The organism is Streptomyces sp. NPDC101165 (assembly GCF_044768135.1).
In the GTDB taxonomy this organism is placed as follows: domain Bacteria; phylum Actinomycetota; class Actinomycetes; order Streptomycetales; family Streptomycetaceae; genus Streptomyces.
Window position 1 is genome coordinate 156,718 of the sequence record NZ_JBIWPG010000006.1, and the last position, 16,258, is coordinate 172,975.

The 16,258-nt window shown below is 72.2% G+C and carries 13 protein-coding genes and 1 pseudogene; 4 read left to right on the forward strand and 10 right to left on the reverse strand.

Features of this window, described 5'->3' with window-relative positions; translation table 11 throughout:
* Positions 1 to 2 precede the first annotated feature (2 nt).
* Positions 3 to 1,214, reverse strand: a complete 1,212-nt coding sequence (gene pdhA / locus ACIRVH_RS14470; RefSeq protein WP_403952365.1) for a pyruvate dehydrogenase (acetyl-transferring) E1 component subunit alpha — start codon at positions 1,212 to 1,214, stop codon at positions 3 to 5.
* 341 nt (positions 1,215 to 1,555) lie between these two features.
* Between pdhA (ACIRVH_RS14470) and ACIRVH_RS14475 the strand changes: the two are divergent.
* A pseudogene (locus ACIRVH_RS14475) lies at positions 1,556 to 2,049 on the forward strand (response regulator transcription factor).
* Positions 2,050 to 2,216: 167 nt separating this feature from the next.
* The gene (locus ACIRVH_RS14480; protein WP_403952367.1) at positions 2,217 to 3,260 is read left to right on the forward strand and encodes a phosphotransferase; all 1,044 of its coding nucleotides are present in this window, start codon (positions 2,217 to 2,219) and stop codon (positions 3,258 to 3,260) included.
* Positions 3,261 to 3,311: 51 nt separating this feature from the next.
* Here the strand turns inward: ACIRVH_RS14480 and ACIRVH_RS14485 are convergent, their stop codons facing one another.
* The gene (locus ACIRVH_RS14485; protein ID WP_403952368.1) at positions 3,312 to 4,931 is read right to left on the reverse strand and encodes a protein kinase; all 1,620 of its coding nucleotides are present in this window, start codon (positions 4,929 to 4,931) and stop codon (positions 3,312 to 3,314) included.
* A 343-nt stretch (positions 4,932 to 5,274) separates the two neighbouring features.
* Here ACIRVH_RS14485 and ACIRVH_RS14490 point away from each other — a divergent pair, with 343 nt between their 5' ends.
* A complete protein-coding gene (locus tag ACIRVH_RS14490) occupies positions 5,275 to 6,909 on the forward strand; it encodes a protein kinase (protein ID WP_403952370.1) in 1,635 nt (544 codons plus the stop codon).
* Positions 6,910 to 7,013: 104 nt separating this feature from the next.
* Here ACIRVH_RS14490 and ACIRVH_RS14495 read toward each other — a convergent pair whose 3' ends face one another.
* Entirely contained in the window at positions 7,014 to 7,550 is a 537-nt protein-coding gene (locus ACIRVH_RS14495) for a bacterial proteasome activator family protein (protein WP_403952373.1), read from the reverse strand.
* A 164-nt stretch (positions 7,551 to 7,714) separates the two neighbouring features.
* Here ACIRVH_RS14495 and ACIRVH_RS14500 point away from each other — a divergent pair, with 164 nt between their 5' ends.
* Positions 7,715 to 8,329 carry a hypothetical protein gene (locus ACIRVH_RS14500; protein ID WP_403952376.1) on the forward strand — a complete coding sequence of 205 codons (615 nt, stop codon included), beginning with the start codon at positions 7,715 to 7,717 and terminating at the stop codon, positions 8,327 to 8,329.
* A 13-nt stretch (positions 8,330 to 8,342) separates the two neighbouring features.
* Here the strand turns inward: ACIRVH_RS14500 and ACIRVH_RS14505 are convergent, their stop codons facing one another.
* The 7 genes from ACIRVH_RS14505 to pdhA (ACIRVH_RS14535) are packed head-to-tail and all read right to left on the reverse strand — an operon-like array spanning position 8,343 to position 16,216.
* A complete protein-coding gene (locus ACIRVH_RS14505) occupies positions 8,343 to 9,323 on the reverse strand; it encodes an NAD(P)H-quinone oxidoreductase (RefSeq protein WP_403952378.1) in 981 nt (326 codons plus the stop codon).
* A 47-nt stretch (positions 9,324 to 9,370) separates the two neighbouring features.
* Positions 9,371 to 10,468 (reverse strand): potassium channel family protein, encoded by a 1,098-nt coding sequence (locus tag ACIRVH_RS14510; protein WP_403952380.1) that lies wholly within the window; start codon positions 10,466 to 10,468, stop codon positions 9,371 to 9,373.
* Entirely contained in the window at positions 10,465 to 11,817 is a 1,353-nt protein-coding gene (locus ACIRVH_RS14515) for a molybdopterin molybdotransferase MoeA (protein WP_403952382.1), read from the reverse strand. The genes ACIRVH_RS14510 and ACIRVH_RS14515 overlap by 4 nt, the downstream gene beginning before the upstream one ends.
* The gene (locus ACIRVH_RS14520; RefSeq protein WP_403952385.1) at positions 11,814 to 12,704 is read right to left on the reverse strand and encodes an NTP transferase domain-containing protein; all 891 of its coding nucleotides are present in this window, start codon (positions 12,702 to 12,704) and stop codon (positions 11,814 to 11,816) included. Before ACIRVH_RS14520 ends, ACIRVH_RS14515 begins: the two co-directional genes overlap by 4 nt.
* 46 nt (positions 12,705 to 12,750) lie before the next feature.
* Positions 12,751 to 14,070 (reverse strand): dihydrolipoamide acetyltransferase family protein, encoded by a 1,320-nt coding sequence (locus ACIRVH_RS14525; protein ID WP_403952388.1) that lies wholly within the window; start codon positions 14,068 to 14,070, stop codon positions 12,751 to 12,753.
* The gene (locus tag ACIRVH_RS14530) at positions 14,070 to 15,074 is read right to left on the reverse strand and encodes an alpha-ketoacid dehydrogenase subunit beta (RefSeq protein ID WP_403952391.1); all 1,005 of its coding nucleotides are present in this window, start codon (positions 15,072 to 15,074) and stop codon (positions 14,070 to 14,072) included. The genes ACIRVH_RS14525 and ACIRVH_RS14530 overlap by 1 nt, the downstream gene beginning before the upstream one ends.
* A complete protein-coding gene (pdhA, locus tag ACIRVH_RS14535) occupies positions 15,071 to 16,216 on the reverse strand; it encodes a pyruvate dehydrogenase (acetyl-transferring) E1 component subunit alpha (RefSeq protein ID WP_403952394.1) in 1,146 nt (381 codons plus the stop codon). The genes ACIRVH_RS14530 and pdhA (ACIRVH_RS14535) overlap by 4 nt, the downstream gene beginning before the upstream one ends.
* Positions 16,217 to 16,258 lie beyond the last annotated feature (42 nt).

Consider the following 16,258-nt stretch of genomic DNA (forward strand, 5'->3'; position numbering starts at 1 on the left):
GATCAGACCCCCTCTGCCTCTACGTCCGCGAACGACGCCTGGTAGGCGGCGAACTGGGCTCGCTCCTCGTCGACGAGCGCGTGCCCGTCCGCGTACACGTTCTCGAAGATGGCGAAGTGGTCCGGGTCCGGCATGGAGCGGACCGCTTCGCGCACTCGCCTGCCCAACGCCTCGGACTCGGCCTCGAGTTCCGCGAAGAATCCCTCGTCCGCGTGGTTTGAGGCCTCGAGGAACCGGCGAAGGCGCAGGATCGGGTCCTTCGCCTCCCAGGACTGCCGCTCCTCGTCGCCCCGGTAGCGGGTCGGGTCGTCGGAGGTGGTGTGGGCACCCATGCGGTAGGTGTACGCCTCGACCAGGGTCGGGCCCTCGCCGTTGCGGGCGCGCTCCAGCGCCCACTTGGTGACCGCGAGGCAGGCCAGCACGTCGTTGCCGTCCACGCGCACGCCCGGGAAGCCGAAGCCCTGGGCGCGCTGGTAGAGCGGCACACGGGTCTGCTTCTCGGTGGGCTCGGAGATGGCCCACTGGTTGTTCTGGCAGAAGAAGACCACAGGCGCGTTGTAGACCGCGGAGAAGGTGAACGACTCGGCCACGTCGCCCTGGCTGGAGGCGCCGTCGCCGAAGTAGGCGATGACGGCCGAGTCCGCGCCGTCCTTGGCCACGCCCATCGCGTAGCCGGTGGCGTGCAGCGTCTGGGAGCCGATGACGATCGTGTACAGGTGGAAGTTGTTGCCGTTCGGGTCCCAGCCGCCGTTGTTCACGCCGCGGAACATCCCGAGCAGGTTGGCCGGGTCGACCCCGCGGCACCAGGCGACGCCGTGCTCGCGGTAGGTCGGGAAGACGTAGTCGTCGTCGCGCAGGGCGCGGCCGGAGCCGATCTGGGCGGCCTCCTGGCCGAGCAGCGAGGCCCACAGGCCCAGCTCGCCCTGGCGCTGCAGGGAGGTGGCCTCGGCGTCGAACCGTCGGGTGAGCACCATGTCGCGGTACAGGCCACGCAGCTCTTCGGGGGTGATCCCGGCGACGTAGGCGTCGTACTCGGCGTTCTTGACCCGCTTGCCCTCGGGCGTCAGGAGCTGCACGAGTTCCGGGTCGGTGCTCTTCTTGGTGGTGCGGGTGGTGCGCTTGGTGCCGGTGGTCCCGGTACTGGTGCCGGTGGTGCCGGCCTTGCCTGCGGCGCTGCGTCGCGGCTTGCGCGCGGCACTGCTGTCCACGGTCACGTGTGCTCCTCCGTCGGTCCGGCCCCCGGGGTTGCCGGTAGGCCAGTGCGGCTCACCTGTTCTCGACCACCGGGCACGGGGTGGGTGCCACTCGGCCGGGAACAGGCGTGACAGGTGCCCCGGCGAGCGCCCTGCAACTTTCACGTTACCCAGTGCTCCACATTTCTGTGAAACCCCTCCTGACCTGCGTTTTTGCTTGGATTTCCAAGTAAATCCGCAGAGGCTGGAAGGCCGCTGGTCACAGCCTTGCAGGAGGCCGGAGCAACGGCACGTTATCCCGGCCACCCCGGGCACGGGAAGAGCCAATGTGTGACACTGCCCTCGTGCGCGAAGAGTGAAAAATCCGGGTATTCCTGCTGGACGACCGCGCGGTCGTGCGCCGCGGAGTCCACGAAATGCACTCCGTCGAAGCGGACGTCGAGGTGGTCGGCGAGGCCGGTACGGCGGCCGACGCACTGGTGCGGATTCCGGCCACCCGGCCCGACGTCGCGGTGCTCGACGTACGGCTCCCGGACGGCAACGGCGTCGAAGCGCACCGGGAGATCCGGCCCCGGGACGAGACGGTCGGGTGCCTGATGCCGGCCTCATTCGCGGACGACGGGGCCCTCTTGGACGCGACGGCAGCCCGGCCGGGTTCACCGGGCAGGAGCGCGAGATCCTCGAACTGATCGGCGAAGGGCTCACCAGTCGGCAGTTCGGCGACCTGGTGCATCTCACCGAGAAAACGATCAAGAATTGCGTTTCCGGCGCGCTCCCCGAACTCGGCGTGCAACGGCATTCCGAGGCGGCCGCCCATGTGGCGCGCATGCGGGCGGAAAGGCACGGAAGCCATTGAGAGACCGGTCAGGTTTTACCGGGCCTTTACTCGAAAACCGGCCTTTCGTCGGACCTTTCGAGGGGCCGCGTTCATCACGGTGCACTGCGTGACCAAAAGCGACCAGCGGCGACTGCCTGTGATAACCCCCAGCTCACGGCCGCTTTTCGTGCCCTAACATCTGGCGCGTGCCGCGCTCATGTGTACCACCCCCCGTACCCCACGCGCCCCCTCTGGGCGCCCTGCTGCGCCTGTACGCCGCCGGTTCCGCCCTCACCTGCGAACCCGTCGACCAAGGCCTGCTCAACCGCGGCTACCGGCTGTGCACCACCCGCGGCCGCTACTTCCTCAAGCACCACTTCGACCCGGACACCGCCGATCCGGCCGCCATCGAACACCGCCACCGGGCCACCCAGCGCCTGGCCGATCTCGGCGTCCCGGTCGCCCAGCCGCTCGCCCACCGAGAGGGCCGTACGGTCGCCGTCGTCGGCGGCCACGCCTACGCCCTGCATCCGTGGATCGACGGCAGGCACCGCCACGGCGGGCAGCTGACCCGTGGAGAGAGCGCACGCCTGGGGGCGCTCCTGGGCGCTGTGCACGCCTGTCTGGAGCGCGTGATGCCCCCCAAGGGGCGCACGCGCCCGGCCACGAGCCCGCATCCCGTGGAGAGCGCCGACCCGGCGGACACCTTCGCCCTCATCGACGACCTGCTCGCCCATGTCCACCGCCACCGCCCCGCCGACGCCTTCGACGAACTGGCCCGCCACCGCCTGCTGGAGCGCCGCGCCCTCCTGGAGCAGCACGCCGAGCGGCGCCCCCCGCGCGGCGGCTCGGTGGGCTGGGTGCACGGCGATTTCCACCCCTTCAACCTGCTCTACAAGGGGGACGCCCCGGCCGCCATCGTCGACTGGGACCGGCTCGGCGTGCAGCCCCGCGCCGAGGAGGCCGTACGCGCCGCCGCGATCTTCTTCGTACGGCCCGCGGGAGCGCTGGACCTGCCCAAGGTGCGGGCGTACGCGCGCACGTACCGGCGTGCGGCCGGCGCCACTCCCTCGGAGCTCGCGGCGGCCGTGCACCGGGTGTGGTGGGAGCGCCTGAACGACTTCTGGATGCTGCGCTGGCACTACGAACGCGGCGACACGCGCGCGGACTGCCAGTTCCCGGCCGCCTCGGCGCTCGCGGTGTGGTGGACCCGGGAGTACGACGCGGTGTGCGACGCCTTCGTCGAGTGAACTAGCCGTCGTTGCTCAGGGCGCCGGAGGGGCGGACGGCGCCGGCGGCCTTCAAGTGGTGCCGTTGCCGACCGTGGTGCCGTCCGTGGTGCCGGTGTCCGTGCCGCCGACCGTGGTGCCGGTGTCCGTGCCACCGTCCGTGGTGCCGGTGTCCGTGCCACCGTCCGTGGTGCCCGTGTCCGTGCCACCGTCGGTCGGGGTGGTCGCCGGATCCGTCGGCTCCGGCGTCGTCGGCTCGGTGGTCGGGTCGGTGGGGGCCGTGTCGGACGGGGCCGTCGACGGTGTGTACGACGGCGTCCAGTCCGAGCTGCCGCCCGTGTTGGAGTTGTCGTCCGTGGACGTGTCCGTGGGCTGGCCGGTGTCCTCGTCGGACGGCGTCTTGGAGGGCTTGTGGTCCTTCGTGGTCTGCGAGTGGCTCGGCGTCGGATCGGTGCCCGCGTCCTTGCCGTCTCCCGTGTTCTGCAGCGCGATCGCGACACCGGCCGCGATCGCGACCACCGCGAGGACGGCGAGGATCCACAGCTTGCCGCGGCCGCTGCCCCTGTTGCCGTGTCCCTCGAAGCCGCCGTCGTCGCCGTTGCCGTACCCACCGGGCAGGATCGGCTGCGGGATCTGCGTGGTGCCGGCCCCGAACTCGCCGGGGTGCTGCATCGCGGTCGTCCCCGCGAAGCCGCCCGCCGGAGTGTGCCGGCCCTCGTGCGTCGTCACCGGGCCGGTGTTCCAGGTGCCGGTGTGGCCGCCCTGGTCGTACAGCATCTGCAGGCCGTACTGGACCATGCCGCGCATCTCTTCGGCCGTCTGGAACCGGTCGTCGGGCTCCTTGGCCAGCGAGCGCATCACCAGGCCGTCCAGCTCCGGCGGGCAGGCGTCGGCGAACTGGGACGGCGGGGTCGGGATGTCCTGTACGTGCTGGTAGACCACCGACAGCGGGGTCTCACCGGTGAACGGGGGCCTGAGCGCGAGAAGTTCGTACAGCAGGCAGCCGGTCGCGTAGAGGTCGGAGCGGTGGTCGACGGCCTTGCCGAGCGCCTGTTCGGGCGACAGGTACTGCGGGGTGCCCATGACCATGCCGGTCTGCGTCATCGTTGTCGAAGCACCGTGCAGGGCGCGGGCGATGCCGAAGTCCATCACCTTGACGGCACCGTTGTGGGTGATGATGACGTTGGCCGGCTTGATGTCGCGGTGCACGATGCCGTGCTGGTGCGAGTAGGCGAGCGCCTCCAGTACACCGGAGACGATGATCAGGGCCTGCTCGGGGCCCGGCGCCTCGGCGTTCAGCAAGAGGTCGCGGATGGTGCGGCCCTCGACCAGCTCCATCACGATGTACGGCACGGACTGGCCGCCCACGTAGTCCTCGCCGGAGTCGTACACGGCGACGATCGCGTGGTGGTTGAGACCGGCCACCGACTGGGCCTCGCGCGTGAAGCGGGCCTTGGACGTCGGGTCCTCTGCCAGGTCGGCACGGAGCAGCTTGACGGCGACCGTGCGGCCCAGCCGGACGTCCTCGGCGGCGAACACCTCGGCCATGCCACCCCGGCCCAGCCGGTGGGTCAGCCGGTACCGGCCGTCGCCGACGAGCCCGCCGTTGCCCCACATCTCCGGCGTGTCTGACATGCCGCCGCCAGTCGCCTCGGGGTCGGACGGGCCCTGGGCGCTGTGCGTCTGTGCCATCGGTCCTCGCCGTCGTTTCTGCCCGCGGTGCGCGCGGTGTTGTTACGGTCTCCGTCGGCCACGCTACAGCCTTCGCATGGGCCGCCGGTCCGGATCCGGTACCGGGACCGGCCCGAGACTGACCGGTCATGAAACCTCTAGCACGCGCTCTCGTGCAAATTCTGTGTGCTGGTCGCACGGCCGCTGTAACGCTTCCGCGACGCTTCTTTCGCGTACGGTCACGGAACGGGCACCGAGCTTGACGTGTCAGTGCCCTGGGGCAGACTTGGCCGGGAATGACACATTCGATCAAGGCTCGTTCGCTCAATGACGGCGCCGGACGGCCAGTGGGGGACGCGGAGAAATGAGCCAGGACGGCGCACAGGGCCGGTACGCGGGAAGGTCGCTGGCCGGCGGTCGCTACCAGCTGCGTGACTTGCTCGGTGAAGGCGGCATGGCCTCGGTTCACCTGGCGTACGACGCCGTGCTGGACCGCCAGGTCGCGATCAAGACGCTCCACACCGAGCTGGGCCGGGAGCAGGCCTTCCGGGAGCGCTTTCGCCGCGAGGCCCAGGCAGTGGCCAAGCTCACGCACACCAACATCGTCTCGGTCTTCGACACCGGCGAGGACGAGCTGGACGGCGCGACGATGCCGTACATCGTCATGGAGTACATCGAGGGCCGCCCGCTCGGCTCGGTGCTCGACGCGGACGTACGGCAGTACGGTGCGATGCCCGCCGACCAGGCCCTGAAGGTCACCGCGGACGTGCTGGCCGCGCTGGAGATCAGCCACGAGATGGGGCTGGTCCACCGCGACATCAAGCCGGGCAACGTGATGATGACCAAGCGTGGCGTCGTCAAGGTCATGGACTTCGGCATCGCCCGCGCCATGCAGTCCGGCGTCACCTCCATGACCCAGACCGGCATGGTCGTCGGCACCCCGCAGTACCTCTCGCCGGAGCAGGCCCTGGGCCGCGGCGTGGACGCCCGCTCCGATCTGTACTCGGTCGGCATCATGCTGTTCCAGCTGGTCACCGGGCGGCTGCCGTTCGACGCGGACTCCCCGCTGGCGATCGCGTACGCGCACGTCCAGGAGGAGCCGGTCGCCGCCTCCTCGATCAACCGTTCCCTTCCGCCCGCTGTGGACGCGCTGATCACCCGCGCGCTGAAGAAGAACCCGAACGAGCGCTTCCCGACCGCCGAGTCCATGCGCGACGAGTGCCTGCGCGTCGCCGCCGCCCTCCAGGGCGCGGCGCCGAGCATCGTGCCGGGCGCCGGCCCGACGCAGAGCGGCTCGGGTGTCGGTTCCGCGGTGTTCCCGCCGGTCGACCAGGCGACCCCGGCGCCCACCGGCCCGGTCCAGACGCCGTACCAGCCGACCCCGGCTCCGGGCCCGTACGGCACCCCGGCGCCGACCCCGGCCCCCGCGCCGGCGTACGGCTACCCGCAGCAGGCCGGCTACCAGACCCCGCCAGTGGGGTACGGGCAGCAGGCCGCCGCGACCCCACCGCCCTACAACCTCACGCCCCAGACCGCGGTGCAGTCCTCCGGCGCAGGCGGCGGCAAGAGCAACAAGCCGGTGATCATCGGCTCGATCGTGGTGTCCCTCGTCGCGGTGGTCGGCCTGATCGTCGCGCTGACACTGAACGGCGGCGACGAGGACAACAAGGGCGGCGGCGACGCCAGCCCCTCCGCGTCGGCCCACGCGGACGGCTACCGGGGTCCGGACACGACCAAGACGGTCGAGAAGACCGACTGCACGGAGCCGCAGGAGTCGTACAACGACCCGAAGAAGATCACGCTCCCGGACTTCCGGTTCAAGTACATCAAGTCGGTCAAGGACTGCGCGGCCGCCGCGGGCTGGCGCATCACGACCAAGAACGTCGACGAGAACACGTACGGCGAGGGCGCGGTCATCGACCAGTTCCCCAAGCAGGGCACGGACGTCGACCCCAAGAACGTCGAGATCCAGCTCAACGTGTCGTCGGGCAACCCCTAAACGGCCACCGGCCGCACCACGGCCGACACGGCCGCAGAACGGCAGACATGAGGAAGGGCCCGGCGGACTTACGCCGGGCCCTTCGTGCTGAGGTCAGCCGGGGGTCACAGGTACGGTCCACCCGAGCGGCCGCCCGTGTGGTGATCGTCGCCGTCGTGGCCCACGCCCGGCGGCAGCGCCCGGCGCATCTGCTCCAGCTGGGCCCGCGCCGCCATCTGCTGGGCGAACAGCGTCGTCTGGATCCCGTGGAACAGACCCTCCAGCCAGCCGACCAACTGGGCCTGCGCGATCCGCAGTTCCGCGTCGCTCGGGGTTCCGTCGTCGGTGAACGGCAGCGAGAGCCGCTCCAGCTCCTCGACCAGCTCCGGCGCCAGCCCGTCCTCCAGCTCCTTGACCGAGCTGCGATGGATCTCCTTCAGCCGGGCCCGGCTCGCATCGTCCAGGGGAGCCGCGCGCACCTCCTCCAGAAGCTGCTTGATCATGCTGCCGATCCGCATGACCTTGGCCGGCTGCTCGACCTGCTCCGTCACCGGGGTCTCGCGGGAGTCCTCGTCTCCGCCGCCGCCAATCGCCATGCCGTCCTGGCCCACGACCAGGATCTGGGGATTCTCAGGCGACCGTTCGTTCCTCGGCATCTCCATGCCGCCATTCTCTCGCACGCCTACACCTCATCACCGTGGTGCCCCCTCATGGGGCTGATCCACCGTTTAGACCTGTCGGCCTAATCCGGAATGCCATGTCTGCCATGAAATGTGAGGCTGGCTTTCGTCGATGTTCGACGATTTGGCTCTGGGAGGTCACCGACGTGACTCCATGGCTGCGACTGACGCTCCGCCTTCTGCGGCTGCTGCTCGTCCTCGCGGCAGCCGTACCGGTCTGCGGCACGGCCACCGCGTACGGCGCGGAGACCGCCCCACCGGACTCCCCCGCGCCCTCGGCGTCCCCGTCCCCCTTGCGGGCCTCGGCCTCGCCGGCGGCACGGTTCACCGACTCCGACCCCGACTCCGCGTCCGACTCCGCCTCGCCCTCCGCACCCGCCGAGCCGTCCCGGGCCGGGAGCCGTGCCGGTGAGGGCAGGCGGCGGCCGGGACGGCCGGACGGACCGGCCGCCGAGGAGGAGGGCGACGACGACACCGGCACAGTCCCCAGGGCCCCCGACACCGATCCGGAGGACGGCTACCCGGAGGAGGCGGAGACCGCGGTCACCCCGGACCAGGCGCCGGCGGCCTCCGAATCACCCGCGGAGGCCGGACTGAACCCCGCCCGGCCCCCGCAGCAGCCCGCGGGCCAGAACGCCGTGCACCAGGGCCAGGCCTCCGCCGAACCGACCCTGCAGATCCTGCCGCTGGGCTCCGGTCTGGTCCTCATCGGTCTGGGCCTGGGGCTGGCGTTCGTGGGCCTGCGGGTACGGCGCAGCTGATCCGACCGGCCTGCTACGGCGCCACCAGCAGCACCTTGCCGACGTGCCCGCTCGCCTCCAGCACCCGGTGTGCCTCGGCCGCCTCCGGCATCGGCAGTTCGCGGTCGACGACCGGGCGGACCTGGCCCGCGGCGAGCAGGGGCCACACATGCTCGCGCACGGCGGCCACAATGGCGGCCTTCTCGCTCAGCGGCCGGGCCCGCAGCGAGGTCGCGCTGATGGCGGCCCGCTTGTTCAGCAGGGCGGCGATGTTCAGCTCACCCTTGATCCCGCCCTGCATGCCGATGATCGCGAGCCGCCCGTTGACGGCGAGGGCGTGGACGTTGCGGTCCAGGTACTTCGCGCCCATGTTGTCGAGGATCACATCGGCGCCCGCGCCGTCCGTGGCCTGCCCGATCTCGGCGACGAAGTCCTGCTCGCGATAGTTGATCAGCATGTCCGCGCCCAGCTCGGCGCAGTGCTCCAGCTTCTCCTTCGTCCCGGCGGTCACCGCGACCTTGGCGCCGACGGCCTTGGCCAGCTGGATCGCCATCGTGCCGATACCGCTGGAGCCGCCGTGCACCAGCAGCGTCTCGCCCGGGCGCAGATGGGCGATCATGAAGACGTTGGACCAGACCGTGCAGACCACCTCGGGGAGTGCGGCCGCCCGCTTCAGGTCGACACCGCGGGGCACGGGCAGCAGTTGCCCGGCCGGAACGACGACCTTCTCGGCGTAGCCGCCGCCCGAAAGCAGCGCGCACACCTCGTCGCCGACGGCCCAGCCGGAGACCCCGGGGCCGAGCGCGGCGATCCTGCCGGAGCACTCCAGGCCCGGGTACGGGGACGCGCCGGGCGGCGGGTTGTAGAAGCCCTGCCGCTGCAGGATGTCGGCACGGTTGACGGCACTGGCCACCACCTCGACCAGCACCTCCCCCGCACCGGGCACCGGATCGGGCACCTCGTCCCACACCAACGCCTCGGGACCACCAGGTTCGGGAATCGTGATCGCATGCATGGGCGCGACGCTACTCCCCGCCGGTGTCCTCTTCGGGGCAGGCCCGCTCAGTCGCGGGGCAGCGGGCGGGTGTGCGGGGCGACATGCGCGCCAGGGGTCGCCCGGACGATGGTGATCAGGCGGTCCGTCAGCTGGAGGGTGCCGATGGACGGGTCGTCGTAGCCGAGCACCCGGTGCCCGCGTACGACGCTCACCACGAGGTCGTCCGTCTCGCGCGGGGACTTGCCCGCCTCGGCCCGGACCACCGGGCGTTCGATGAGGTCGAGCCCGCTGCCCTGCTGGATCAGGTCCTCCATGACCATGCCGGCCGCGGGGCTGAGCACGGACAGTCCGAGCAGCCGGCCGGCCGCGCCGGAGCTGGTGATGACGGCGTCGGCGCCGGACTGCTTGAGCAGCGGCGCGTTCTCCTCCTCGCGCACGGCGGCCACGATCTTCGCGCTCCGGTTGAGCTGCCGGGCCGTCAGAGTGACGAGGACGGCGGTGTCGTCGCGCTGCGGGGCGACGATGATCTGCCGGGCCCGGTGCACCTCGGCGCGATTGAGCACCTCGCTGCGGGTGGCGTCGCCTATGACGCCCGCGTAGCCCTCGGAGGTCGCCGCGTCGATCACCTTGGAGCTGGGGTCGACCACGACCACCTGTTCCTTCATCAGTCCCGTCGCGCAGACGGTCTGGACGGCCGACCGTCCCTTCGTACCGAAGCCGACGACGACGGTGTGGTCGCGCAAGGTGGACCTCCAGCGGTTCAGACGCCATTCCTCCCGGGTGCGCTCGGTGAGGACCTCCAGCGTGGTGCCGACCAGGATGATCAGGAACAGCACCCGCAGCGGCGTGATCACGAAGATGTTGGTGAGCCGGGCGCCGTCGCTGACCGGGGTGATATCGCCGTACCCGGTGGTGGAGAGCGTGACTGTCGCGTAGTAGAAGGCGTCGAGGAGGTCGATCGAACCGTCGGCGTTGTCGTTGTAGCCGTCGCGGTCGACGTAGACGATCAGCGCGGTGGCGACCAGCACCGCGAGGGCCATGAGCAGCCGTTTGACGACCTGGCGGATCGGGCGCTCCACCACTTTCCTCGGGAGTTTCACCCGATGGGTCACCAGATGCTCGTCCGCTTGGCGGGCGATGGCGTCATGGCCCGGAAGTTTCACGTGAAACACACCCCGATTCCGGCCGCCGCCCACGGCAGGTCCAGCAGCTCCGTCTCCTCGCCCTGCCGGGCCCCGCCCGGCGATACGACGGCCAGCGCGTCGGCCGCGGCGATGCCGCGCAGCATGGCCGGGCCGTTGTAGTGCAGCGGTACGGCACGGTCGCCGCGCAGCACCACGGGGACGAGCCGGGTGTCGTACGGGTGTCCCTGCACCGCCTCGCCGAGCGGCAGCGTGTACGGCTCGGGGGCGGGACGGGCGGCGAGGGTGCGCAGCAGGGGCTCGGCGAGCGTGAGCAGACCGGAGACGGCCGCGAGGGGGTTGCCGGGCAGGCCGACCAGGTGCTGGTTCTCCTTGGTGCGGGCCAGCAGCATGGGGTGGCCGGGGCGCACCTTGACGCCGTCGACGAGGAGTTCGGCGCCCATGCGTTCCAGGCTGGGGTGGACATGGTCGACGGGTCCCGCCGCGGTGCCGCCGGTGGTGACGATCAGGTCGGCGCCGGAGGCGGTGAGCGCCTTGTGCAGGGCCTTGGCGTCATCGCCCAGTCGGCGCACGGCGGTGACCTCGGCGCCCATCGCGCGCAGCCACGGCGGCAGCATGGGGCCGAGCGCGTCCCGGATCAGCCCGTCGTGCGGGAGTCCTTCGGTGAGCAACTCGTCGCCGAGGACGAGGACTTCGACACGAGGGCGGGGGACGGCCGTGACGGTGTCGTACCCGGAGGCCGCCGCGAGGCCCAGCACGGCCGGGGTGACGAGGGTGCCGACGGGGAGCAACTGGTCGCCATTGCGGCACTCCTGGCCGCGCGGGCGGATGTCCTGGCCGTGGCTGACCTCCCGGGTGGCGTGGAGGCGCCCCTGGGTGTCGGTGCGGCCGTGTTCGGTGCGCAGGACGGCGGTGGTGTCGGCCGGGATGCGGGCGCCGGTCGCGATGCGGACGGCCTCGCCGTCGGTCAGCGGCTCGGGCTGTGCGTGTCCGGCGAGCACGCCCTCGTCGCGGATCTCCCAGGGTCCGGGTCCGGCGACCGCCCAGCCGTCCATCGCCGAGGTGTCGAACGAGGGCAGGTCGGTGAGGGCGTCGAGGGGCGCGGCGAGGACCAGGCCGAGGGCGTCGGCGAGGGGGACGGAGACGGGGGTGCGGCGGCTGCCCGAGCGGGCGGCGCGGGCGGCGATCTCGCGGGCGCGGGGCCAGGGGGTGGCCTTGTGCCGTTCGTGCCGCTGCCGGCCCCCGGTGGAAGGGGGCATGGGTCCGCTGCTGTCGTCCTTGGGTTCCCTCACGAGGGCCAGGGCCTCCTCGACGTCGAGGTCGTCGCTGTCCTCGGCGGGCGCTTCGGCCCGGATGCCGGGGGCGGTCATCCGGCGTCCGGGGCGGACGCGCCCCCGCTGTTCTCTTCCTCCCAGCGCAGCGCCAGGGCGACGGCCTTGCGGGCGGCGTCGGCGACGGCTTCGGGGCCGCCGCCGCTCTGGGCTGCGGCGTAGCCGACGAGGAAGGTGGTCAGGGGCGCGGCGGGTCGGGCCACACCGTGGGCGGCATCACGGGCCAGGTCGAGCAGGACGCCTGTGTCGACGTCCAGGTCGATGCCCAGCTCGTCCTTGACTGCGGAGATCCATTCATCCAACACGTGCCCATGCTCCCTGATGCGTGCCCTGGCGTCGGCGATGTCGTCCCAGGTGTCGCAGTCGAAGGACGCGAGCGGGTCCGGGACGCGGGTGAGGTCGAGGGCGCCGGTCAGCCGGCGCAGGGGCAGGCCGGTCAGGCCGTCGGGTCCGGCCGCGAGGGCGGCCAGTTCGCGGCGCAGGGCGGCGGTGCGGTAGGCGGCCACGAGCGGCTGGTCGCGGCCGTCGGCGTCGGTGAGCAGCGCGCCGTCGGCGCCCGTGTCCCGCAGGGCGGTCAACAGCCGCTCCAGCGTGCCCGCTTCGAGGAAGGGCAGGTCGGCGGAGAGGACGACGGCGTGCTCGGCGGTGCTGAGCCGCAGGCCGGCCTCCAGGGCGGCGACCGGTCCGGCGCCGGGCGGTTCCTCGCGTGCCCAGCGCACCGGGCGGGCGGTGGGCCGGGGGGCGGCGACGACGACGGTCGTGGCCGCCCCGGTGCAGGCCGCGAGCACCCGGTCGAGCAAGGCGCGCCCGCCGACCCGCAGCCCGGGCTTGTCGGCCCCGCCGAGCCGCCGGGCGGCGCCGCCGGCCAGTACGACGGCGTCGTACGGCGGGGCGGTCCCGGGGGCGGCGGGGGCGTTGTCGGTCACCCCCCGAGTATGTCCTGCCTCCTGCTCCTTCAGGCCTTCGCGTGCGTCACAGCGTGCGCAGCAGCACCGCCGGGTGCTCCACGCAGTCCGCCACGTAGCGCAGGAACCCGCCTGCCGTGCCGCCGTCGCACACCCGGTGGTCGAAGGTGAACGAGAGCTGGACGACCTGGCGCACGGCCAGCTCGCCCTCGTGCACCCAGGGCTTGGGGACGATGCGGCCGACGCCGAGCATGGCGGCCTCGGGGTGGTTGATGATCGGGGTGGAGCCGTCGACGCCGAAGACCCCGTAGTTGTTCAACGTGAAGGTCCCGCCGGTGAGTTCCCCGGGGGTCAGGGTCCCGGACCGGGCGGACTCGGTGAGCCGGGCGAACTCCGCGGTCAGCGACTCGGCGTCGCGTGCGTGGGCGTCCCGGACGACCGGCACGACCAGCCCGCGCTCGGTCTGCGCGGCGAACCCGAGGTGCACGTGGTCGAGCTGGACGACCTCGCGGGCGCCGGTGTCGACGTAGGAGTTCAGCTCGGGGAAGCGGGCGAGGGCGGCGGTGGTGATGCGGGCGAACAGTGCGAGGAGGGAGATCTTCGGCCCTCCGGCCGCGTTCATCGCAGCCCGCGCGCGCATGAGTTCCGTCGCGTCGGCGTCGACCCAGCAGGTCGCCTCGGGAATCTCCCGGCGGCTGCGGGACAGCTTGTCGGCGACGGCACCGCGGACGCCCTTGAGGGGGATGCGGATGCCGTTGCGGACGGGGGACACGGGGGCGGCCGGTTCCGCCGCCACGGGGGCGGGGGCGGGGCCGGCCTTGGCGCGCAGGGCGCCCTCGACGTCGGCCCGCAGGATCAGCCCGTCGGGACCCGAGCCGGACAGCTGCCGCAGGTCGATGTCGTTGTCCCGGGCGAGCCGGCGCACCAGCGGGGAGATCACGGGGACGGGGCCCTCGACGAGCAGCACGGGTGCCGCCGCGAGTGCGGGGGCGGGCGGTGCCGGAGCGGGCTCCTTCGCCGTCCCGTTGGCAGGGGACGCCGACCGCACCCTCCGGCGCCGCGCCGGCGCCTCGGAGGTGCCGTAGCCGACCAGCACGTTGCCCGATCCCTCGGTGTCCCCGCCGGTGACCTGGGAAGCCTCGGGGCCGACCGCCACCGTCAGCAGGGGGGCGCCGACGGGCAGTTCCGTGCCCTCCTCGCCGAAGCGGGCGGTGACCACGCCACCGTAGGGGCAGGGGACCTCGACCATCGCCTTGGCCGTCTCGACCTCCACGACCGGCTGGTCGACGGCGACGACGTCACCGACCTGCACCAGCCAGCGGACGATCTCCGCCTCGGTGAGGCCCTCGCCGAGGTCGGGGAGCTTGAACTCCAGCACCTGTGCCATCAGCCCTCGGCCTCCCACTGCAGGCGCGCCACGGCGTCCAGGATGCGGTCGACGCCGGGCAGGTGGTGCCGCTCCAGCATCGGCGGCGGGTAGGGGATGTCGAAGCCGGCCACGCGCAGCACCGGCGCCTCCAGGTGGTGGAAGCAGCGCTCGGTGATGCGGGCCGCGATCTCACCGCCCGGACCGCCGAACCCGGTCGACTCGTGCACGACCACCGCACGCCCGGTGCGGCGGACGGCGGCGCAGACCGTCTCGTCGTCGAACGGCACCAGAGAGCGCAGGTCGACCACCTCCAGGTCCCAGCCCTCCGCCTGGGCGGCCTCGGCGGCCTCCAGGCAGACCGGCACGGACGGGCCGTAGGTGATGAGCGTGGCGCTGCTGCCCGGGCGGCGCACCACCGCGCGCCCGATGGGCTCGACGTCCGTGGGGTGCTCGGGGTTCCAGGAGTCCTTCGACCAGTACAGCCGCTTGGGCTCCAGGAAGACGACCGGGTCGTCGGAGGCGATGGCCTGGCGCAGCAGCCCATAGGCGTCGGCGACGGTCGCGGGCGTGACGACGTGCAGGCCCGGGGTGGCCATGTAGTAGGCCTCGGAGGAGTCGCTGTGGTGCTCGACGCCGCCGATGCCGCCGCCGTAGGGGACGCGGACGGTGATCGGCAGGGGCATCCTGCCGCGGGTGCGGTTGCGCATCCGGGAGACATGGCTGATCAGCTGCTCGAACGCCGGGTAGGCGAAGGCGTCGAACTGCATCTCCACGACCGGGCGCAGCCCGTACATGGCCATGCCGACCGCGGTGCCGAGGATGCCCGCCTCGGCGAGCGGGGTGTCGGTGCAGCGGTCCTCGCCGAACTCCTTGGCGAGCCCGTCGGTGACCCGGAAGACACCGCCGAGGGTGCCGACGTCCTCGCCCATGACGTGCACGGTGGGGTCGGCGGCCATCGCGTCGCGCATCGCGCGCGTGAGGGCCTGCGCCATGGTGGCGGGCTTGAGGGCGACGGTGGTCATCGGTGGTCGCCTTCCTGGTCGTCCTGCTCCGCCTCCAGCTCGGCACGCAACAGGGCGCGCTGCTCGCGCAGTTGCGCGGTGGTCTCGGCGTAGACGTGGTCGAAGAGGTCCATGGGGTTGAGTTCGGGGTCCTGGTTCATGCGTTCGCGCAGGTCCGCGGCCATCTCCTCGGCGTCCTGCCGGGCGGCCTCACGGCCGGCGTCGTCGAGCAGGCCGCGCGCCGTCAGCTCGTGGTCCAGCAGCTGGATCGGGTCGTGCGCGCGCCAGGCCTCGACCTCGGAGTCGCCGCGGTAGCGGGTGGCGTCGTCGGCGTTGGTGTGGGCCTCGATGCGGTACGTCACCGCCTCGACCAGGGTCGGGCCGCCGCCCGCGCGGGCGCGCCGTACGGCGTCGCTGAGGACCTCGTGCACGGCGGCCGCGTCGTTGCCGTCGACCAGCCGGCCCGGCATGCCGTAGCCGACGGCCTTGTGGGCCAGGGAGGGCGCGGCGGTCTGCTTGGCGAGCGGGACGGAGATGGCGAAGCCGTTGTTCTGCACCAGGAAGACCACCGGTGCCTGCCAGACGGCGGCGAAGTTCAGGGCCTCGTGGAAGTCGCCCTCGCTGGTGCCGCCGTCGCCGACCATGGCGAGCGCGACCACGTCGTCGCCCTTGAGGCGGGCGGCGTGGGCGAGGCCGACGGCGTGCGGCAGCTGGGTGGCCAGCGGGGTGCTGAGCGGCGCCACACGGTGCGCGTACGGGTCGTAGCCGGTGTGCCAGTCGCCACGCAGCAGGGTGAGTGCCTCCACGGGGTCCACGCCGCGCGCGATGGCGGCGAGGGTGTCGCGGTAGCTGGGGAACAGCCAGTCGCGCTCCTCGAGGGCCAGGGCGGCGGCGACCTCGCAGGCCTCCTGGCCGGTACTGGACGGATAGACGGCGAGTCGGCCCTGCTTGGTGAGCGCGGTGGCCTGCACGTTGTACCGGCGGCCGCGCACCAGCTGTGCGTACAGCCGGCGCAGCAGGTCCGGATCGGCCTTGGCGGCCGCCTCGGTGCCGAGGACGCGGTAGGGCTCGGCGTCGGGCAGCAGCGGCGCGGGGTCCATACGGGGCTGCCAGGCGGGCGGCGGCGAAGGCCGGTACGCGCCCCGCTGCTCCATGACCGTCATGACGGCACCTCCTCGTGGGAGCGGCTACGGGAGGCGTGTCGG